Below are 18,889 nucleotides of genomic sequence, written 5' to 3'. Positions count from 1 at the left end.
ACCCTCCTAGCCCGCGAGCCAGGCCGTGTACTTGGAGGCGATGTCCTCCTGGTGTTCGGCCCAGTAGTCGAGGTCGAGCGGGAACTTGTCCTTCTCCCGCTCCGGCGTGGTGGTCAGATACGACCGGGCTAGGTCATCGAGTTGAGGCTTGGCATCGACGTTGATCGGGCTGTACGACGTCAGTTCAGCGAGCTTGGCCTGCTGCTGCGCACCGAGATAGAAGTTGATGAACGCCATGGACGCCTTGGGATTCCGGGCCCCGATCGGCACGGCGATCGTGTCGGCCTCGGGCATCCACTGGTCCCACATCGGAGCGAATGGCGCGCCGTTCTTGACCGCCGAGTAGGCGCGACCGCTCCACACGAGCGCCATGTCGACCTGGCCGGATTCGATGAGCTGTTGAGGCTGTGCGCCGGTGGTCCAGAAGATTGTGTCATTGCGGATGGAGTTCATCTTCTTGAGTGCGCGGTCGAGATCGATCGGGTAAACCGCGTCGGGAGCGACACCGTCGGCGAGGAGGGCCCCCTCGGGCACTCCGGGGTCGAGCTCACCGGGCACGCCCTCGATGGTCCGCTTGCCGGGGAACTTCGCGGTGTCGTAGAAGTCGGCCCACGTCTTCGGCGGGTTCGCACCGTACTTCTTGGTGTTGTAGACCACGATCAGGCCGTAACCCATTGCCGGAACGGAACAGTCGTCGGTCTTGGTTCCCGCGGGCAGCTTGCTGATGTCCACGATGCTGGTGTCGAGCGGCATGAAGAGCTTGCCGCAGTTCTTGGCGGTGAACACGTTCGTGCTGTCGACCACGTCCCAGGTCACGTTCTTGGAGTCGACCTGGGCTTTGATCTTCGAATTCTCGGTGGGCCCGTCCTGCAACACTTTTGCCCCGGACTGCGCCGCGAACGGTTCGATCGCGGCCTTCGCCTGACCGTCCTGGAAGATGCCGCCGTAGGAGACGAACGTCATCGTGGTGCCCTTGAGCGCACCCTCCTTGATGGTGCCCGCCTGCGGCGGTCCGCTCCCGAGGTCGACGTCGGCGGCCTGGCCGGGACCTGCCGGGGTACACGCGGTGGCCAGGAGGACGCCTGCGGCGATCAAGGCGGGCACACTGCGCGCTACACGTGACTTGTTCATTTGCGGATCTCCTTTGATCTGGGCGGAAAGGTGTTCGCGGATGCGGTCACATCCGTAGCGGGCGGGCGGCCCGTCAGGTCGGCCAGTCAGTCGGGGGGCTGACGATCCAGATGAGTTCGACCGGCGCGTCACTCAAGTTGTGAACGGTGTGCGGCATGGATGTCCGGTACTCCGCGCTGTCGCCCGGTTCGAGCAGGTAGCGCTCGCCGTCGAGCTCAAGCGTCGGAGTACCGGCGATGACGATGAGAATCTCCTGCGCGTCACCGTGCACATACGCCTCGCCCGCACTCGAGCCGGGCGACAGTTCCCCCGCGTACACCTCGAGGTTGCGAAGCGGCTTCTGCGACAACAGGTACTTCGAGCTCAGCTCCGACACCTCGATGGTGGGACGGGCCGCCTTCCGGAGAATGCGGACGTCGCTGACCTCGTCGTCGGTGAAAAGGTCGGGCAGGACGATGCCCAGTGATTGCGCCAATCGGCGCAACGTTCCGACACTGGCGTTGACCTGGCCGCGCTCGACCTGGCTGAGGAAGCCCGGGGAGATACCGGCCCGGTCGGCCAGCTGCCGAAGAGACATCTTCCGCGCGGCGCGGAACTGCCGGATCCGGGCACCGACCACGGTGTCTGCCGTCGTCCCAGCGGGATCGGGCTCGACAGTCGCACTCATATCGAAACATCCGTTCGTCTCATAAGAGCAAGAGGATTGTTTTCAGCGAACACTTTGTTCGCTCAGGCCGAACCCTATGTCTGCTTCGAGTGCGCGCGCAAGGCCTGGATCACATTCCCCACACTTTGTGGGATAGGACACACTGGCGCGTTATCAGCAGCTGTCAGCAGAAATACCGATGATCAGCCCGGTCAAATACGCCGCCAACGACTGATTCCGTAGAACGCCCGCAGGCCTTCTAGTGCCTGCCGAGCACATGCGGGCCGGTGCGCGCGGGCACGCCCTGCGAGAAGCGCGCCAACGACCAGGCGGCCACATCGGCGTCCGGCACGCGTCCCTCGGCCAGATCCGCCAGCACCTCGCCCATCAGCGCGGAGTACTTGAAGCCCTCCCCCGAGTCCCCGCAGGCGACCACGATCCCACCGGCGAGCCGATCGACGACGAAGGTGCCGTCGGGAGAGTCGGTCCAACTGCACACCTGGGCATCGAGAACCGTCGGATCCACCGAGGACATATCGGCGCACACCCGGTCCCGCAGCACGGCAGTCCGCTCGGCATCGGGCGTCCGATCGATGTCGCCGGCACGGTAGTCCCGCAAGGGTTTGTCCAAACCGATCTTGTACCCCGCACCCGGCGAGGGCATGGCATAGATGCCGGGGCGGTCCTCACCCGGCCCGTCGAACAGGCACGGAAAGTCGTCGGTGGCAGCAGGATCCGCCGGATCACCGAAGTACACCACCTGTTCCAGGTATGGGTGCAGCGACAGCTCGAGGCCGAGCGGCGACAACAGCGGCCCCGACCCCGGCCCCGCAGCGATCACCACGACGTCGGCGTCGATGGCGTCACCGTCGTCCAGGACCACCCGCACGCCGTTGGCCACCGTCTCGACTGCGGCCACATCCCGCTCCAGAACCGTTGCGCCGGCAGCACTCCGGAAGAGTCTCAGCTGCGCCCTGAGCGATTCTCCGGCCAGGACGACACCCGCCACCGGCTGCCACAGGGCATGGCGCCCGTCGCCGCGCAGACCGGGGAAGAACCGGCCCACATCGCCAGGAGCCACGCTCGTGTACGACACCCCGAGAGCGTCCAGCGTCGACTGCACGCCAGGCAGTGACTGGTCGTCACGCCACAGCAGGCCACGAGTGAGGAACACCGGGGTGCCGGCGCGTTCGGCCAGGCGCCGCATCGCGTCAACTCCACGCTGCGCCAACCGAACCCGGAGCGGGTCGGGATCGGCCAGCCGCCACAACCGGGTCGACCCTCCGGATGACGACAGCGTGTTGAGCGGGCCGTAGCGATCGATCAGCGTCACCCGGTGCCCGCGGCGGGCAAGTTCGGCCGCAGTGGGCAGGCCCCAGGCACCGGCGCCGATCACCACGCACTTCATGGCCACGGCTGCATTCCCTCCAGATGCGTCAGCGCTTGTTGAAAACCGTTCGGTGCCATTCTTTTTCGGCAACCCCGGTGATGTCGCTCATCACATGTTTGATGGTCAGGTACTCCTCGAACGAGTAATCGCTCATGTCCTTGCCGAAGCCCGACGCGCCGACGCCACCATGCGGCATCTCGCTGATGATCGGGATGTGGTCGTTGACCCACACGCATCCGGCGTTGATCTCGCGCGAGGCGCGCTGGGCGCGGTACACGTCGCGGGTCCAGGCCGAGGCTGCCAGACCATAGACGGTGTCATTGGCCTGCCGGATCGCGTCGTCGTCATCGGTGAACGGCCGCACGGTGAGAACCGGACCGAAGATCTCGTCGCGATAGACCTCGGAGGTCTCGGCGACGTCGGCGATCAGGGTGGGCCGGTAGAACGCACCCGGGAGATCGGGCGCAACCCCGCCGGTGACGACGCGGCCGCCCTGCTCGGGTGCGCGCGCCACCATCTGCGCGACCTTGTCGCGGTGGGCGAACGAGATGAGCGGGCCCAGGTCGGTGTCGGGATCGTGCGGGTCACCGACGACCATCTTGCTCATCACCTCGGCGACGCCGGCAACGAAGTCGTCGTACAGGTCCCGGGCCACGATCGCCCTGGTCGCAGCGGTGCAGTCCTGGCCCGTGTTGATCAGCGAACCGGCCACCGCCCCCTGGATCGCGGCGTCCAGATCGGCGTCGTCGAACACCACGAACGGCGCCTTGCCACCCAGCTCAAGCTGGGTGCGGTGGCCGTGGACGGCGGCGGCCGCCATCACCTTGCGGCCGACGGCGGTCGAGCCGGTGAAGGTGACGACATCCACGTCGCGGTGCCCGGCAAGGGCGTTGCCCACGTCGGCGCCACCACCGGTGACCACGTTCAACACTCCGTCGGGCAGCCCGGCCTCGGTGGCCAGCCGCGCCAGAGTGAGGGTGGTCAGCGGGGTGATCTCGGCCGGCTTGATGACGACCGAGCAGCCGGCCGCCAGCGCCGGGATGACCTTCCACACCGCCATCTGCAGCGGGTAGTTCCACGGGGTGATGGTGGCGACGACGCCGACGGCTTCGCGCCGAATGCTGGAGGTGTGGTCACCGGAGTACTCGGCCGTGGCCTTGCCCTCCAGGTGGCGGGCCGCACCGGCGAAGTAGTCGATGTTGTCGATGCTGCCCGGCACGTCGAACTCGGTGGCCAGGCGCACCGGCTTGCCGGTCTGGCTGACCTCCTCGGCAATCAGCTGATCAGCATGTTCGTCGGCGAGCTTGGCCAGCTTGGCCAGCACCGCGGACCGCTCGGCGGGTGTCGCCTTGGACCACCCGGGGAACGCCTGGCGGGCGGCAGCGACGGCGTTGTCGACGTCGTCCGGGGTGGCCAGGGCGTAATCGGCAACGGCCTGCCCGGTGGCCGGGTCGATGATCTGGTGGGTCGGCCCGGAGGTCGCCACGGGCGCCCCATTGATCCAGCTGCTTGTCACATTCACTGCCACGCTCATGGAGCCCCACGGTAACCGATGCCACATTTCTTCTCTACGCAATCCCGCGTTGGACCCGGTTCAAACAAGGGATTTCATCGATTCGATTGCCACAAACGACGGATTCCGTGCACAATCGGAGGCATGAGCAACCCTGAGGGTGACGACCTTCAGCCCGTCCCGCTGCGGGTGAACAACAATTCTCGCACCGCCTTTCAACTCGACGACCTGTCGAAGGCGATCATCGAGAAGCTGCAGGCCGACGGCCGCCGTTCGTATGCCGGGATCGGTAAGGCCGTGGGCCTGTCCGAGGCCGCGGTGCGCCAACGCGTGCAACGCATGGTCGACGCGGGTGTCATGCAGATCGTCGCGGTCACCGATCCGCTGCAACTCGGGTTCGCGCGCCAGGCGATGATCGGCATCCGGTGCACCGGCGACACCCTCAAGCTGGCCGAGAAACTGTCCGCCATCGACGCCGTCGACTACGTGGTACTGACCGCCGGATCCTTCGACGCCATCTGCGAAGTGGTCTGCGAAGACGACGACAGCCTGCTCGAACTTCTCAACACCCAGATCCGCTCGCTGCCGGGAGTGATAACCACCGAAACCCTTGTTTACCTGAAACTTGTCAAACAGCAATACAATTGGGGAACGCGATGACTATCGCAGAACACGCACCAACCACCTCCACCACAGATCTGGCCGCCAAGGCGAACCGCCACCTGTGGGGACACTTCGCCCGGCACGGCGAAGGCATCACACCGCCCATCATCACCCGCGGCGAGGGTGTTCGGATCTTCGACGACAAGGGCAAGAGCTACATCGACGGCCTGTCCGGCCTTTTCGTCGTCCAGGTGGGCCACGGCCGCAAGGAACTTGCCGAGGCTGCCGCCAAGCAGGCCGAGAAACTGTCCTTCTTCCCGCTGTGGTCCTACGCCACGCCGCCGGCCATCGAACTGGCCGAACGCGTCGCCAACTACGCCCCCGGCGACCTGAACCGGGTCTTCTTCACCACCGGTGGCGGCGAGGCCGTCGAAAGCGCCTGGAAACTGGCCAAGCAGTACTTCAAGCTGACCGGAAAGCCCGGTAAGCACAAGGTGGTCTCCCGCGCGATCGCCTACCACGGCACCCCACAGGGCGCACTGGCGATCACCGGCATCCCGGCGTTCAAGGCGCCGTTCGAGCCGCTGACCCCCGGCGGCTTCCGCGCTCCGAACACCAACTTCTACCGGGCACCTGCCGAATACGCCCACGACGAAAAGGCTTTCGGCCGTTACTGCGCGGACCGCATCGCCGAGGCCATCGAATTCGAGGGACCCGAGACCGTGGCCGCGGTGTTCCTCGAGCCGGTGCAGAACGCGGGGGGTTGCTTTCCACCCCCGCCCGGCTACTTCGAGCGGGTCCGCGAGATCTGCGACCAGTACGACGTACTGCTGGTGTCCGACGAGGTGATCTGCGCCTACGGTCGCATCGGGTCGATGTTCGCCTGCGACGACTTGGGCTACGTGCCCGACATCATCACCAGCGCCAAGGGCCTGACCTCGGGCTATTCACCGCTGGGGGCGATGGTGGCCAGTGACCGCCTCTTCGAACCGTTCAACGACGGCAAGACCGTCTTCGGCCACGGCTATACCTTTGGCGGGCACCCGGTTTCAGCCGCAGTCGCCATGGCCAACCTCGACATCTTCGAGCGCGAGGGCATCAACGACCACGTCAAGCAAGCCGCCCCGGCGTTCCGGGCCACCCTGGAGAAGCTCTACGACCTGCCGATCGTCGGCGACGTCCGCGGCGAGGGCTTCTTCTACGGGATCGAACTCGTCAAGGACAAAGCCACCAAGGAGACCTTCAACGACGAAGAGTCCGAGCGTCTGCTGCGCGGGTTCCTGACGCCGGCACTGTGGGAGGCCGGCTTGTACTGCCGTGCCGACGACCGTGGCGACCCAGTGATCCAGCTGGCCCCGCCGCTGATCAGCGGGCAGGCCGAGTTCGACGCGATCTACGAGATCCTGCACGGCGTGCTGTCCGAGGCAGGAAAGCTGTTGTAGCCCCACCCCTTTGCGTCGAAACGGCATTCCGGCAGAAGAAGTTCGAGTAACTCTCTGCCGGAATGCCGTTTCGACGGCAGACTGGCGGCGTGCCACGTAAACCCCCGATCGATCCGGTCCGTTGGACTCCGCCCCCCATTGACGAGTTGCCGAACTTCGGCCCTGCCGAACTGACCATCGTCCCGCTGCCTGGCGACGGGCCCGAGGATGTCGTGGTCGACGCCTCCGGGCAACTGTGGACCGGGCTGGTCGATGGACGCATCGTGCGGGTGTCGCCCGACGGAGCGGCTGAAGTGGTGGGCAATACCGGCGGACGTCCGCTGGGCCTGCATGTCGCCCGCGACGGCCGGTTGCTCATCTGCGACAGCCACCGCGGACTGCTGGCATTGGAACCTGCTACTGGAGTGTTGTCCACGCTGGTGGAATCGGTGGATGGCCGCCCGTTGAGGTTCTGCTCGAATGTCACCGAGACGGCCGACGGCACAATCTATTTCACCGAGTCGACCAGTCATTTCCATTTCGAGCATTTCGCCGGCGCCGTCATGGAAGCCCGTGGGCGCGGCAGCCTGTTCAGGTTGAATCCCGACGGCTCGGTCACCACACTGCTGAACGGCCTGTACTTCGCCAACGGCGTGACCACCACTGCCGACGAGTCCGCATTGGTGTTCGCCGAAACCCAAGGCCGCCGGTTGTCGAAGTACTGGCTGAGCGGACCGCAGGCCGGGTCGGTGACCCCGCTGGCGGTGCACCTACCGGGCTATCCGGACAACATCTCCACCGGCGCCGACGGCCGGATCTGGGTGGCGATGGTGTCTCCGCCCAACGCTGCCGCCGAAGCCCTCGCACCGCGCGCGCCGGTGATCCGAAAACTGCTGTGGCAGTTGCCTGACCGACTCCAACCCAAGATCCGTCCCCAGGTGTGGGTGCTGGCCTTCGACGCCGACTCCGGCGAGGCGCTCGCCGGGCTGCGTACCACCCGGCCGAATTTCGGTACGGTTACCGGGGTTGTGGAATCCGCAGGCAGGCTGTGGATGTCGACGATCGCCTTCCCGGCGCTGGCCTGTGCCGAACTTCGCGACTTGGGCTAGTTGCGGTTCTTCAAGGCATCGCCGACGCGTCTGGCGCTGTCCCCCAGAGCGTTCATCTGGTCCCGGTCCAGCGGCGCGAGATAGAACTGCCGCACCAGCATGGCGTATGTGCGCAGCACCGGCCGCAGATAGTCCTGACCCTGCCGGGTGATCCCGACGGCGATTCCTCGCTTGTCCTCGCGGCTACGAAACCTGCGCATCAACCCGCGTTCCTCCAGGCGAGGCCTCCTCTGCAAAGTAAAGCCAGACCCGCCAACAGCGCTGCCGAGCTTCCTCCGGGTCGGGGGACGCCGGGTAACCGGCAAGCATTCGGGTCCCATCCTCCGCGGGGCCCGAATGTCTGCCCGGATCGACATGCCGAGCCGACCACGCATGCCCACCGCCGCATACAGCACGTTCACATTTGTCACACAAACCACACACGTCACAGCGTGGCAAACGGGAAATTGTGTCCGAGTCACCTAATCTTCGGACACGATGGCGACCTTGCGGAGGACTACCCAGCGCGCAGTGTCCGTGTTTGCGGCACTGACGATGCTGACGGCACCCCTGATGACGGCCGGCGTAGCCAATGCTGACCCGGCGCCCGAATGCCCGTACAAGGTGACCACTCCCCCTGCGGTCGACGCCTCGGAAGTGCCCAAGCCGGGCGAGGTCGCACCGGGACCACTGCCCGTACCCGCCAAGACGGTTGGCGGTGAGGCGCTTTCAGGCTGCGGAGTGATCACCGCCGCAAACACTCCACCACTGCCCAACGATGTCTCTGCCGAGGCCTGGGTGGTCGCCGATCTCGACAGTGGCGACATCATCGCCGCCCGCGACCCGCACGGCCGGCACCGCCCGGCCAGCATCATCAAGGTGCTGGTGGCCACCGCTGCGCTCAACGAACTCAACCTCAACAAGTTGGTTGCCGGCACCCAGGACGACGCCAACTCCGAGGGCACCCGGGTAGGCGTCGGGCCCGGCGGTCAGTACACGATCAACGACCTGCTGCACGGTCTGTTGATGCACTCCGGCAACGACGCCGCACATGCTCTCGCGGTTCAGTTGGGCGGCATGGACCCCGCGCTACAGAAACTGAACATCCTGGCGGGCAAGCTCGGCGGGCGCGATACCCGCGCGGCCACCCCTTCTGGCCTGGACGGCCCCGGTATGAGCACCTCGGCCTACGACATCGCCCTGTTCTACCGCTACGCTTGGCAGAACCCGGTCTTCGCCGACATCGTCAGGACGCAGACCTACGACTTCCCCGGACGTGACGGCAATCCGTCCTACCAGGTGGAGAACGACAACAAGCTGCTCTACAACTACCCGGGCGCGATGGGCGGCAAGACCGGTTACACCGACGACGCCGGCCAGACCTTCGTCGGCGCGGCCGAGCGCGACGGCCGCCGCCTGGTGGCCATCCTCATGAAGGGCACCCGGGTCCCGATCGCGCCGTGGGAGCAAGCCGCACACCTGCTCGACTACGGGTTCGCCACTCCCCCGGGAACCAAGGTCGGAACTCTCGTCGACCCCGATCCGTCGCTGACCGCCCCCAAGCGTGAGGAACCGACTGCGGCACAGGCAGCCGCACTGCTCCCTCCGGCGGACGCCCTGCCAGTGCGCGTCGGGGTGGCCATCGTCGGGGCCCTGATCGTGTTGATGCTGATGATGGGCGCACGGTCACTGAACCGCCGAACCATTCGCTGATCTGCGATCTATCGGCATCTGCGAAATGCTTCGGCGGCAACCTCTTCGGATTGCACGCAGCCGGCCATAGTGCGCCCCGGGATAGACACCTTCATCTGCTATGTAGATGACATCCATCGAAAACGCTCGTTGGATGCGATGACTCAATCGTGTTCGACTAGATGGCGTGATCTTCGGACAAGGCCCGTCTCTGCAGGAGGAGTTCTAGAAGTGTCGACCGAAATATCTGACGCCGAAAACGCCGCACCGGCCCCCCGCGCCCCACTCAAGTCCATGCTTTCAGGCTGGACATTGACGTGGTTCCTCATCGTGGCGATCGCCGTCGGCTCAACCCTCGCGGCGTGGGTGGTGGGCGGCGTCAACGGAGCCAACCTCGGCATCCGCATCACTGCCCGGACATCGGCGATCCTTTTCCTGCTCGCCTTCACCGCGTCGTCGCTGTACCAGTTGTGGCCGAACAACACCACCAAGTGGATCCGCCGCAACCGACGCTATCTCGGCGTCGGCTTCGCCGGATCTCACTTCGTCCACGCCGCATTCATCGTCACGACAATCGTTCTGAACCAACAGCGGTTCGAGACTCGCGTCGTCGATCCCACCCCCCACGGTGTCTTTGTCCTGGACTTCATCGCCTACGGATTCATCATCGCGATGACCATCACCTCGTTCGACCGCATCTCCAAGCGCATGCAGTACTCGACGTGGAAGAACCTGCACCTCACCGGCAGCTACGTCATCTGGTTCACGTTCTTCATCGCCTACTGGCGTCGAGGCGTCACCTACACGGAGTTCTACGGACCGTTCCTCATGATTGTCCTGGCCGCGCTGATCATCCGGTTCATCGCCAAGGCGAAGCGAGGTGCGGCGAAGGCCTCGCGCACCTAGCGACGGTGCACCCTTGCCAATGTCTGACCGATCGGTCTAATCTCAGACCATGCGGTCTGAACGCACGAAAACGTTTACCGAACAGGCCCGGCGCCGGCAGATCGTCGAGGGCGCCCTGGAGGTGATCGCCGAACAGGGCTATCCGCAGGCTTCCCTGGCGCGCATCGCCGAGCACATCGGGATCGCGAAAAGCGCTGTGCTCTACCACTTCACCAGCAAGTCCGAAGTCGTCGAGGCGGTCTTCACCGAGATCTTCACGCGTGGTGCCGCAGTGATCGTGCCCGCGGTGAATGCCGAAACCACCGCAGCGGCAAAGCTGTCCGCTTACATCCGGGCCAACGTGGCGTTCGTCGCGGCCAACCGAGCCGCGGCCGTGGCAATGCTCGAGCTCATCTCCGGCTACCGGGACGCAAACGGACTACGGGTTGACCAAGCGGCCGCCAAAGCCGTTCAAGACCATCCGCCGACCGGGGATCTAGCCGCCCTGGACCCGCTGACCGTCTTCGAGGCCGGAATGAACGACGGCGAATTCCGGGAACTGTCACCGCTGTTCATGAAGAACATCCTGCGCGGCGCGTTGGACAGTGCGGCGCAAGAGTACGCCCGAGATCCCGACTACGACGTGATCGGCCATGGTGAGGTGCTTGTCGAGATCTTCGCGAAGGCCACGGCACCGTGAGCACCATCGCGATCATCGCCATCGGCAGTCGCGGTGATGTCGCACCGCTGACCGGGGTCGGTATGCGGCTGCGGCAAGCCGGCCATCGCGTGATCGTGTTGGCATTTCAGGCATTCGCCGATCTGGTGACCGGATGCGGGCTGGAGTTCCGCGGCCTCGACGACGACCCAGCCGATCTATCGGACGTGTCGGCACGCCAGGCCGCGCAGGCGATGGCAGCGTTCCTCTCCCCACGCGGCATGCGAGGGTTGGGCGAGGGCGTGCTGGCCGCCGTGGGCGACGAGGGGATCGACGCCCTGCTGCTGTCGCCGTTCGCCGAACTGGTCGGCCATCCGCTGGCCGAGGCGCTCGCCATCCCCAGCATCGGCGTGCGGTTGCAGCCCATGTCGACGACTTCGGACCACCCGCCGGCGTTGATGGGAGCGTGGACCGCCGGTCGGTACGGAAACCGGGCGGCGGCGCGGATCGGCGAGACGATGATCGACGGCCTATACGGCAGGACTACCAACCACTTTCGCGAGAGACTCGGTCTGTCGAAGGCCTCGGATCGATCACTACGACGGCAACGCAGCGACGTTCATTGGCCCATCCTGTACGGCTACTCCCCTGCGGTTGCGCCGAGGCCGTCGGACTGGAGAACGGGGATCGACGTCGTCGGCTACTGGTGGCCGGCACGCCCGGTCGGGTGGCAACCACCCGCCGAACTGGTGAGGTTCCTCGACGCCGGCCCACCGCCGGTTGTCATCGGTTTCGGCAGCACCGTCAACAGCCGCGTCGCGGCCGAGACCTTGTCCACCGTTGTGGCGCAGGCCGTTCGAACCGCAGGCACCCGGGCAGTGATCCAGGCCGGATGGTCGGGACTCGATGCCTGCGGCGACGACGTGCTCGCCGTCGGCGAGGTGCCACACGACTGGTTGTTCCCACGGGCGGCAGCCGTCGTACATCATTGCGGCGCGGGCACGACAGCCGCCGGCCTGCGGGCGGGCGTACCAACAATTGCGGTCCCGGCCGGCTTCGGAGACCAACCGTTCTGGGCACAACGGCTCGTCGAACTCGGCGTCAGCCCGCCACCGCTCCGGCAGAATCGCCTCAACCCGGACAATCTGGCCACGTCGATTCGAATAGTGTTGTCGACCAATATATTTCGAGACAGCGCCGAAAGCCTTGCCGTCCAGATCAACGCCGAGGACGGTGCGGGCAAGGTGGCCTCGATCGTGGAGGAGGCTCTCAGCTACCGGTAACGAATTCGCCGATTCGGCTGACACATAATTGCCGAGCGAGTTAAATACGTCCCGGGCCTGCCAATCCGCCGCCGCTCTCGGCGGTTTGGCAGGCTCATCACTGCCAACGTCGCAGTAGCTGCTCGGCGCCGTCGGACAGCGACCGCACGATTTCGGCAGCACCGGCCTCCCGCTGCACCGCACCTACGCCCTGTCCCGCGTTGACGGGCGATCCACGCAGCACTCGCTCGGGAATCGTCGCCGGCCACCGATAGCCGGCGGCGACGTCGTAGCCGGTGGTGAGCTCGGTGTCGTCACCCGCCGCGGCCAGCAACGCATCACGCGCCGGCGCCGGCGTCAGCGCCTCGACACACGCCGCGAATGCCGTGCCGACCCAGGCGGCACCCGCTCCCGCCGCCAGCACCGCAGCCACCGCGCGCGGCGAGGAGATCCCGCCGGCGGCCAGTACCGGTATGTCGACGGCGTCGAGTACCTCGGTCAACAGCGGCAGCGTCCCGACCGTTGGCTCACCGTGGCCGCCACCTTCGGCGCCCCGGGCCACCACCACGTCGACACCGGCGTCGACTGCACGCCGGGCGGCATCGACCGTCGCCACCTGGGTTGTCACCGTGAGGCCCGCATCATGCGCCCGACGCACCCAGTGCCAGTCATCCCCGAAGCTCACGCTCAACAGCGCCGGCTGGGCGGCCAAGGCCACGTCGAACAGATCGGGCCGATCCTGGGCAACCCAGTGCACCAAGCCAATTCCGAATCGCTGCCCGTCGAGTTGAGCCAACTCGGCGGTCAACTGGTCAGCTGTCGCCGAGCTGCCCATGCCGACCATGCCCAGACCGCCGGCAGCCGAGACCGCGGCGGCCAGCCGGCCTCCTGCCGCACCGCCCATCGGCGCGTTGACGATTGGGACATCGATGCCGATCGACCGCGACCAGGTGGTTGCCAAGCTCACAGCCCGCAATGTTACGTCGTTGTTACAATGGGAGTCGCCAGCACATGGCACCGGACGAGGCGCACCCGTACCCGGCCAGCGACAAGACGGGGTGTTTGGAGGTGTGCCATGGCATGGCTGATTCTCGTCGTCTCAGGTGTCCTGGAAGCGGTCTGGGCGACTGCCCTGAGCAAGACAGAGGGTTTCACCCGTCTGGTTCCGTCGGTGATTTTCGGTGTGGCCCTTGTGTTGTCGATGATCGGGCTGGCGATCGCGATGCGCAGCCTGCCGCCCGGCACCAGCTATGCGATCTGGGTCGGCATCGGCGCGGTGCTCACCGTCGCCTTCGCCATGATTACCGGCGCCGAGTCCGCGTCGGTCATCAAGGTTCTACTGATGCTCGGCGTCGTCGGCTGCATCGTGGGCCTCAAGGCCGTCAGCCACTAGACGTTTTCCCGCCCCGCTTTGTCACGCCAGCGTGGCTGTCGACCGCCGGCGCCACTCTGGCGTGACAAAGTGCGGCGGGTGCGCACTCCAGCGTGACGCTCGACCGCGGGCGCCACTCTGGCGTGACAAAGCCGTGGGTGAGCCGCAGCCACCGACCACCGGCCGTCCGGTTACTAGCGGCGCAGCAGGCGCGAAAGCCCGAGGGCACCAATGGCTCCCATGGCGGCCGCGGCCAAGGCTCCGGTCACCCCGATACCCTCGTGGACCTGCACCCTGGTGACGATCTGCGCAGGATCCGGCGGTGGCACCGGCGCCTCGGCCAGGCTCTCCGTGGACGTCGCCGCCCAGGCTGTCGCGAACAGGATCAGCCGCGCGGTGACATAGGCGAACACCATCAAGCCCAGCACGGGGCCGAACGTCGCCCCAGCCGGGCCGTTCAGCACGGACTGCAGGTAGATCGACGCCACCTGCTTGAAGATCTCGAAACCCACGGCAGCCAGGAGGCCGGCTCGGATCGACCGGCGGAACGGCACCGGTTCGCGCGGCAACCGGGAGATGATCCAGGTGAACAACAGCCACGAGATCGAGACCGACACCGCGATCGAGATGACGCGCAAGCCGCCGCCGAGTAGGGCGCCGTCGTGAAGGCCGATCCAGCGCAATATCTTCCGCATCAAGGAGGGGTCCCCGAGCACGGTCAGCCCGATGGTGACCACCATCGCCAGGAACGCCGACACCAGTGCGAGCAGATCCGACAGCTTGTTGCCGACGAAGCTGGACTCGGCGTGTTGCTCCCACATCTGGCTCAGTGCCTCACGCAGATTGGCCATCCAGCCCAGTCCGGCCCACGCCGCGGTCGCAAGGCCGATCACGCCGACCGTGCCGCGCGAGGCGATGGCCGAGTCCATCAGCGTGACCAGTTGCTGGCCGAGGTCACCGGACACCGCCTCACGGATCCGGTGCTCGATTTCTTCGAGCAGATCCGGACGGCGCGACAGCAGGAAGCCACCGGCGGCGAACCCGACCATCAGTAGCGGGAACAGGGCGAAGATCGTGAAATAGGTGATGCCAGCGGCGTAGAAGTTGCCGTTGCAGTCGTTATAGCGCTCCTGTGCCCGCATCACGTGGTCGAACCAGGGGAAGCGGGCGCGGACCCGTGCCAGTAATCCCGGCTTCTCCGGCTCGTTCACCGCCGACCCTCCCCTGGCCACTCATCACGTTTGCTGGAGAAACCCTATCTTGTCGTAAACCCGGGCGAGGGTCTTCCCCGCGACCTCCCGGGCGTGTTCCGCCCCGGCGGCCAGAACCGACTGGAGTTCGGTCGGATCGGCCAGGAGTTCATCGACCCTGGTCTTGATCGGCGTGACGAACTCGACCACGGCCTCGGCGGTCTCCTTCTTGAGATCGCCGTAGCCGCGGCCCGCATAGCCTTCGACCAGCTTGTCGATGTCGGCCCCGGTCACCGCGGACTGGATGGTGAGCAGGTTGGAGATACCCGGCTTGTTCTCCTGATCGAACCGGATCTCACGCTCGCTGTCGGTCACCGCGGAGCGGATCTTCTTGGCTGTGGCCTTCGGATCGTCGAGCAGGCTGATCAGCCCGGCATCGGACGCCGCAGACTTGCTCATCTTCGCCGACGGATCCTGCAGGTCGTAGATCTTGGCCGTGGCCTTGGGAATCATGGCCTCGGGCACCACGAACGTGTCGGGGAACCGGGCGTTGAACCGCTGCGCCAGGTCGCGGGCCAACTCCAGGTGCTGACGCTGATCCTCTCCGACCGGCACCAGATCGGTGTCGTAGAGCAGGACGTCGGCGGCCATCAGCACCGGATAGGTGAACAGGCCCACGGTGGTGGCGTCCGCACCCTGCTTCTGCGACTTGTCCTTGAACTGTGTCATCCGCGATGCCTGGCCGAAGCCGGTGAAACATCCGAGCACCCAAGCCAATTGGCTGTGCTCGGGGACATGGCTCTGGACGAACACGGTGCTGCGCGCCGGATCGATGCCCAGCGCCAGGTACTGCGCAGCGGTCACCAGCGTGCGCCGACGCAGGGTCTCGGGATCCTGCGGCACGGTGATGGCGTGTTGGTCGACGACGCAGAAGAACGCCTCGTACCCATCCTGTAGCTGCGCCCAGTGCGTGACGGCACCCAGGGCATTACCGAGGTGCAGGGAGTCCGAGGTGGGCTGAGCGCCCGAGAATACGACCTGTTTGCTTCCGCTACTCATGATGCTGTTGATTTTCGCACTGGCGTCATCCGCATTATTCAGGGGTCATCCGCTGCAGGACCCGCAAGAACACTTTTCGCTCCTCGGCAGTCAGCTCGCCCAGCCAGCGCTCCTCCCCGCGCTGGATCTCCCGTTGGACCGCATCCTTGACGGCCCGGCCCGCCTCGGTGATGCCCAACAGCCGGACCCGACGGTCGTCGGGATCGGCCTCGCGCTCGATGAAGCCCTGCTGCTGCAGGTCATCGAGGGTGCGGATGATGCGGGTCTTGTCCGCGCCGATCGCCTCGGCCAGCGCCGCCTGCGTCCGCACCGAGGACCGGTCGAGGGCGAGCAGGACGACGTAACCCCACATCGACACACCGTGAGCGTCGAGGACCGGTTGTTCGGCGGCCATCAGCTCCCGCAACAGCGGGGCGAGCATGGCTGCCAGATCCGGACGCTTCGACACCCTGATCAGCGTAGGCGTTGCTATATGATGTGCTCACGCTTATCGTAAGCATATGCCTACTATTGAAACAGACCCACGTACCTTTCACCGCGTCGCCGTGCTGCGCTCCGTCGAGGCCGTCGGCGCGGTCCGCGCGTCCGACCTGGACCGGCCCACTCCCTGCACCGGGTGGACGCTCGCCGACCTGCTGGCCCACATGACCGTGCAGCACCACGGATTCGCCGCGGCCGCGCGCGGAAATGGCGCCGACGAAGCGGTATGGCAGGTGGCGACGGTGGCCGACGCCGTCCGCGCCGACCCGGCCGGCACCTATGCCGCTGCCGCCCACGACGTGCTGGACGCGTTCGCCGCCGACGGAATCACCGAGGCAACGTTCGCCTTGCCCGAGTTCGGTCCGGATGCGACGTTCCCCGGCGCCCTGGCGATCGGCTTCCACTTCGTCGACTACGCCGTCCACGGGTGGGATGTCGCGGCTTCGATGGGTGTGCCGTACCAACTGCCCGACGACGCTGTCACCGCATTGCTGCCACTGGTCATGGGGATTCCCGACGGGGACTTCCGTGACAGTGCGGCCTCACCGTTCGACCGCGCGGTCGACGCCGCGGCCGCAACGGATTTCGAGAAGGTCCTGCTGCATCTCGGCCGGAGGCCGAACTGGCCTCAGCCGTAGTTGACCGTCACCGGTGAGTGATCCGACCACCGCAGCGCGTACAACTCGGCCCGGTCCACCCGGGCTGCGGTCGCCCGGCCGGCCAAGGTTGGGCTGGCCAGGTGGTAGTCGATGCGCCAGCCGGCGTCGTTGTCGAAAGCCTTACCGCGCCACGACCACCAGCTGTACGGTCCGGCCACGTCGGGATGTAGCACCCGCACCACATCCACCCAGCCGGTGCCCAAGAGTTCGGTGAGCCAGGCCCGCTCACCGGGCAGGAAGCCGGCCTTCTTGACGTTGCCCTTCCAGTTCTTGATGTCGTTCTCGGTGTGGGCGATGTTCCAGTCCCCGCACAGCACCGCGTCATGCTCCAGCAGCTCGGCCATCCGGGCGGCGACGGTGGCCATGAACCGTTCCTTCTCCAGCTGACGGTCCGTCTCCGCCTCGCCCGTCGGGACGTACACGCTGGCCACCGTCACTCCCGCGGTGTCCACCTCGAGGTAGCGGCCGTGGGCCTCGAACTCGTCGGACACCAACAGTCGCGCAGCCTCGATGGGGTGCCGGGACAACACCGCAACCCCGTTGCGGCCCTTGACATGCGGGACGGCCGAGGCCAGATTCCACCCGTCGGCCAGAGCTGGGGCCAGGGCATCGTTGAGCTGCTCGTCGTCGGCGCGGGTCTCCTGCAGACACACCACCTCCGCCTCGGTTTCCTTCAGCCAGGGCAGCAGGCCCAGATTCTCGGTGGACCGCTGCTTGACCGCGGCGCGAATGCCGTTGACGTTGATGGTGCTGACAGTCAGAGGTGCCGGAGATGCCACGCCCAGACCCTACCGATCCGCACCGACAGGCCCTTGCGGTACCGGCGGTATCACCTTAATGTCGGGCGACATGGCTGAACGTGCCCCCATTCACCTGGGATCAGGCGAACCGATCCTGCTGCTGCACCCGTTCCTGCTGTCGCAGAGCGTGTGGAAGTACGTCGCACCCCAACTCGCGCAGACCGGGCGCTACGAGGTGTTCGCGCCCACCATGGCCGGCCACCACGGCGGTCCGCATGCCCCGATGCTTCTCGACGTCGCAACCCTGGCGGACGACGTCGAACGCCGGCTCGACGAGCTGGGCTGGTGCACCGCGCACATCGTCGGGAATTCGCTCGGCGGCTGGGTGGCCTTCGAACTGGAACGCCGTGGCCGGGCCCGCACGCTGACCGGCATCGCTCCCGCGGGAGGCTGGTCGCGGTTCACCCCGGCGAAGTACGAGATCATCGCCAAGTTCATGGCGGCCCTGCCGGTCGTGCTGTCCACCGCGGTGTTGCGTCAGCAGCTGCTCAAACTCCCGATGACGAAGCAGATCTCATATCTGGCCGTGAGCGCGACCCCCGAGGTGCTCAACGACAGCGACCGTCGCGATTTGATCGACGATCTGGCACACTGCCCGGCCTACTTCAAGCTCATGGTCAAGGCACTGACCACCGCGGGACTGATGGAGATCAAGAACTCGCGGACCCCAACCCAACTCGTGATCTGCGAGAAGGACCGGGTGCTGCCCGCGCCGCGGTTCACCCGGCACTTCACCAAGAGCCTGGCACCCGATGCCGTGGTCACCACGCTGAAGGGTGTGGGACACGTCCCGATGTTCGAGGCACCCGACACCATCACCAGGCTGATCACCGAGTTCGTCGACCGGCACACGGACCAAACGCGCGCGACAGGCTAGCCCGCGTCCGCAGGCGCCAAGGACTGACCGCCAGACAGCAGTCGGGGGGGGGGGGGGGGGGGGGGGGGGGGGGGGGGGGGGGGGGCGGGGGGGGCGGGGGGGGGGGGGGGGGGGGGGGGGGGGGGGGGGGGGGGGGGGGGGGGGGGGGGGGGGGGGGGGGGGG

Annotated in this window: 20 protein-coding genes and 1 riboswitch; of the genes, 10 read left to right on the top strand and 10 right to left on the bottom strand. The window is 66.4% G+C overall.

What is annotated here, in order from left to right:
- Positions 1 to 6: 6 nt before the first annotated feature.
- From A5779_RS04435 to A5779_RS04420, 4 genes are all read right to left on the bottom strand, one after another.
- Positions 7 to 1,131, bottom strand: a complete 1,125-nt coding sequence (locus A5779_RS04435) for an ABC transporter substrate-binding protein (protein WP_064879355.1) — start codon at positions 1,129 to 1,131, stop codon at positions 7 to 9.
- Between the two features lie 73 nt (positions 1,132 to 1,204).
- Positions 1,205 to 1,798, bottom strand: a complete 594-nt coding sequence (locus tag A5779_RS04430) for a type II toxin-antitoxin system RelB family anti-toxin (protein WP_003882365.1) — start codon at positions 1,796 to 1,798, stop codon at positions 1,205 to 1,207.
- Between the two features lie 238 nt (positions 1,799 to 2,036).
- A complete protein-coding gene (locus A5779_RS04425) occupies positions 2,037 to 3,185 on the bottom strand; it encodes an FAD-dependent oxidoreductase (RefSeq protein ID WP_236734647.1) in 1,149 nt (382 codons plus the stop codon).
- 28 nt (positions 3,186 to 3,213) lie between these two features.
- Positions 3,214 to 4,701 (bottom strand): gamma-aminobutyraldehyde dehydrogenase, encoded by a 1,488-nt coding sequence (locus A5779_RS04420; RefSeq protein ID WP_064879351.1) that lies wholly within the window; start codon positions 4,699 to 4,701, stop codon positions 3,214 to 3,216.
- 123 nt (positions 4,702 to 4,824) lie between these two features.
- Between A5779_RS04420 and A5779_RS04415 the strand changes: the two genes are divergently transcribed.
- The 3 genes from A5779_RS04415 (at position 4,825) to A5779_RS04405 (ending at position 7,813) form a co-directional block, all read left to right on the top strand.
- The gene (locus A5779_RS04415; RefSeq protein WP_038566321.1) at positions 4,825 to 5,340 is read left to right on the top strand and encodes an Lrp/AsnC family transcriptional regulator; all 516 of its coding nucleotides are present in this window, start codon (positions 4,825 to 4,827) and stop codon (positions 5,338 to 5,340) included.
- Entirely contained in the window at positions 5,337 to 6,725 is a 1,389-nt protein-coding gene (locus A5779_RS04410; protein ID WP_064879349.1) for an aspartate aminotransferase family protein, read from the top strand. The genes A5779_RS04415 and A5779_RS04410 overlap by 4 nt, the downstream gene beginning before the upstream one ends.
- 89 nt (positions 6,726 to 6,814) lie before the next feature.
- On the top strand, positions 6,815 to 7,813 hold the full coding sequence (locus tag A5779_RS04405; RefSeq protein ID WP_236734644.1) for an SMP-30/gluconolactonase/LRE family protein: 999 nt from the start codon (positions 6,815 to 6,817) through the stop codon (positions 7,811 to 7,813).
- Here the strand turns inward: A5779_RS04405 and A5779_RS33775 are convergent.
- Entirely contained in the window at positions 7,810 to 8,013 is a 204-nt protein-coding gene (locus A5779_RS33775; RefSeq protein ID WP_131811565.1) for a hypothetical protein, read from the bottom strand. The two genes, A5779_RS04405 and A5779_RS33775, sit on opposite strands and share 4 nt — an antisense overlap.
- A gap of 277 nt (positions 8,014 to 8,290) precedes the next feature.
- Here A5779_RS33775 and A5779_RS04395 point away from each other — a divergent pair, with 277 nt between their 5' ends.
- The 4 genes from A5779_RS04395 (at position 8,291) to A5779_RS04380 (ending at position 12,310) form a co-directional block, all read left to right on the top strand.
- Positions 8,291 to 9,505, top strand: a complete 1,215-nt coding sequence (locus tag A5779_RS04395) for a D-alanyl-D-alanine carboxypeptidase (protein ID WP_064879344.1) — start codon at positions 8,291 to 8,293, stop codon at positions 9,503 to 9,505.
- Positions 9,506 to 9,715: 210 nt separating this feature from the next.
- The gene (locus A5779_RS04390; RefSeq protein WP_064879342.1) at positions 9,716 to 10,390 is read left to right on the top strand and encodes a ferric reductase-like transmembrane domain-containing protein; all 675 of its coding nucleotides are present in this window, start codon (positions 9,716 to 9,718) and stop codon (positions 10,388 to 10,390) included.
- A 49-nt stretch (positions 10,391 to 10,439) separates the two neighbouring features.
- A complete protein-coding gene (locus A5779_RS04385; RefSeq protein WP_064879340.1) occupies positions 10,440 to 11,069 on the top strand; it encodes a TetR/AcrR family transcriptional regulator in 630 nt (209 codons plus the stop codon).
- Positions 11,066 to 12,310 carry a glycosyltransferase gene (locus A5779_RS04380; RefSeq protein WP_064879337.1) on the top strand — a complete coding sequence of 415 codons (1,245 nt, stop codon included), beginning with the start codon at positions 11,066 to 11,068 and terminating at the stop codon, positions 12,308 to 12,310. Before A5779_RS04385 ends, A5779_RS04380 begins: the two co-directional genes overlap by 4 nt.
- Before the next feature lie 97 nt (positions 12,311 to 12,407).
- On the opposite strand, the gene A5779_RS04375 is transcribed toward A5779_RS04380, so the two are convergent.
- Entirely contained in the window at positions 12,408 to 13,256 is an 849-nt protein-coding gene (locus tag A5779_RS04375; RefSeq protein WP_064879335.1) for a nitronate monooxygenase, read from the bottom strand.
- A gap of 31 nt (positions 13,257 to 13,287) precedes the next feature.
- Positions 13,288 to 13,352, top strand: a riboswitch (guanidine-III (ykkC-III) riboswitch).
- Between the two features lie 12 nt (positions 13,353 to 13,364).
- Here A5779_RS04375 and A5779_RS04370 point away from each other — a divergent pair.
- Entirely contained in the window at positions 13,365 to 13,682 is a 318-nt protein-coding gene (locus A5779_RS04370) for a DMT family transporter (protein ID WP_064879333.1), read from the top strand.
- 173 nt (positions 13,683 to 13,855) lie between these two features.
- Here the strand turns inward: A5779_RS04370 and yhjD are convergent, their stop codons facing one another.
- Genes yhjD through A5779_RS04355 form a run of 3 tightly spaced genes read right to left on the bottom strand, consistent with a single transcriptional unit; the run spans position 13,856 to position 16,331 of the window.
- Complete coding sequence (gene yhjD, locus A5779_RS04365; protein ID WP_064879331.1) at positions 13,856 to 14,872, bottom strand: inner membrane protein YhjD; 1,017 nt, start codon at positions 14,870 to 14,872, stop codon at positions 13,856 to 13,858.
- Between the two features lie 24 nt (positions 14,873 to 14,896).
- Positions 14,897 to 15,910, bottom strand: coding sequence for a tryptophan--tRNA ligase (trpS, locus tag A5779_RS04360; protein WP_064879329.1), 1,014 nt, complete (start codon positions 15,908 to 15,910; stop codon positions 14,897 to 14,899).
- Positions 15,911 to 15,944: 34 nt separating this feature from the next.
- Complete coding sequence (locus tag A5779_RS04355) at positions 15,945 to 16,331, bottom strand: MarR family winged helix-turn-helix transcriptional regulator (RefSeq protein ID WP_064879451.1); 387 nt, start codon at positions 16,329 to 16,331, stop codon at positions 15,945 to 15,947.
- Positions 16,332 to 16,410: 79 nt separating this feature from the next.
- On the opposite strand from A5779_RS04355, the gene A5779_RS04350 reads away from it, so the two are divergent.
- Positions 16,411 to 17,028, top strand: coding sequence for a TIGR03086 family metal-binding protein (locus A5779_RS04350; RefSeq protein ID WP_064879327.1), 618 nt, complete (start codon positions 16,411 to 16,413; stop codon positions 17,026 to 17,028).
- On the opposite strand, the gene A5779_RS04345 is transcribed toward A5779_RS04350, so the two are convergent.
- Positions 17,019 to 17,810: an exodeoxyribonuclease III gene (locus A5779_RS04345; protein WP_064879449.1), complete on the bottom strand. Its 792-nt coding sequence runs from the start codon at positions 17,808 to 17,810 to the stop codon at positions 17,019 to 17,021. The two genes, A5779_RS04350 and A5779_RS04345, sit on opposite strands and share 10 nt — an antisense overlap.
- A gap of 88 nt (positions 17,811 to 17,898) precedes the next feature.
- Between A5779_RS04345 and A5779_RS04340 the strand changes: the two genes are divergently transcribed.
- Positions 17,899 to 18,726 carry an epoxide hydrolase EphH gene (locus A5779_RS04340; RefSeq protein WP_064879447.1) on the top strand — a complete coding sequence of 276 codons (828 nt, stop codon included), beginning with the start codon at positions 17,899 to 17,901 and terminating at the stop codon, positions 18,724 to 18,726.
- Positions 18,727 to 18,889: the final 163 nt, after the last annotated feature.

The organism is Mycolicibacterium peregrinum (assembly GCF_001665625.1).
Taxonomy (GTDB): Bacteria; Actinomycetota; Actinomycetes; order Mycobacteriales; family Mycobacteriaceae; genus Mycobacterium; species Mycobacterium peregrinum_B.
This window is presented reverse-complemented; position numbering and strand designations above follow the sequence as displayed.

What these genes read in the sequence shown, in the direction of transcription:
- A5779_RS04350 (WP_064879327.1), top strand. Translation starts at nt 16,411, where the DNA reads ATGCCTACTATTGAAACAGACCCACGTACCTTTCACCGCGTCGCCGTG.
- A5779_RS04415 (WP_038566321.1), top strand. Translation starts at nt 4,825, where the DNA reads ATGAGCAACCCTGAGGGTGACGACCTTCAGCCCGTCCCGCTGCGGGTG.
- A5779_RS04340 (WP_064879447.1), top strand. Translation starts at nt 17,899, where the DNA reads ATGGCTGAACGTGCCCCCATTCACCTGGGATCAGGCGAACCGATCCTG.
- A5779_RS04410 (WP_064879349.1), top strand. Translation starts at nt 5,337, where the DNA reads ATGACTATCGCAGAACACGCACCAACCACCTCCACCACAGATCTGGCC.
- A5779_RS04425 (WP_236734647.1), bottom strand. Translation starts at nt 3,185, where the DNA reads ATGAAGTGCGTGGTGATCGGCGCCGGTGCCTGGGGCCTGCCCACTGCG.
- A5779_RS33775 (WP_131811565.1), bottom strand. Translation starts at nt 8,013, where the DNA reads ATGCGCAGGTTTCGTAGCCGCGAGGACAAGCGAGGAATCGCCGTCGGG.
- A5779_RS04420 (WP_064879351.1), bottom strand. Translation starts at nt 4,701, where the DNA reads ATGAGCGTGGCAGTGAATGTGACAAGCAGCTGGATCAATGGGGCGCCC.
- A5779_RS04435 (WP_064879355.1), bottom strand. Translation starts at nt 1,131, where the DNA reads ATGAACAAGTCACGTGTAGCGCGCAGTGTGCCCGCCTTGATCGCCGCA.
- A5779_RS04430 (WP_003882365.1), bottom strand. Translation starts at nt 1,798, where the DNA reads ATGAGTGCGACTGTCGAGCCCGATCCCGCTGGGACGACGGCAGACACC.
- A5779_RS04370 (WP_064879333.1), top strand. Translation starts at nt 13,365, where the DNA reads ATGGCATGGCTGATTCTCGTCGTCTCAGGTGTCCTGGAAGCGGTCTGG.
- A5779_RS04395 (WP_064879344.1), top strand. Translation starts at nt 8,291, where the DNA reads ATGGCGACCTTGCGGAGGACTACCCAGCGCGCAGTGTCCGTGTTTGCG.
- A5779_RS04355 (WP_064879451.1), bottom strand. Translation starts at nt 16,331, where the DNA reads ATGCTCGCCCCGCTGTTGCGGGAGCTGATGGCCGCCGAACAACCGGTC.
- trpS (WP_064879329.1), bottom strand. Translation starts at nt 15,910, where the DNA reads ATGAGTAGCGGAAGCAAACAGGTCGTATTCTCGGGCGCTCAGCCCACC.
- A5779_RS04385 (WP_064879340.1), top strand. Translation starts at nt 10,440, where the DNA reads ATGCGGTCTGAACGCACGAAAACGTTTACCGAACAGGCCCGGCGCCGG.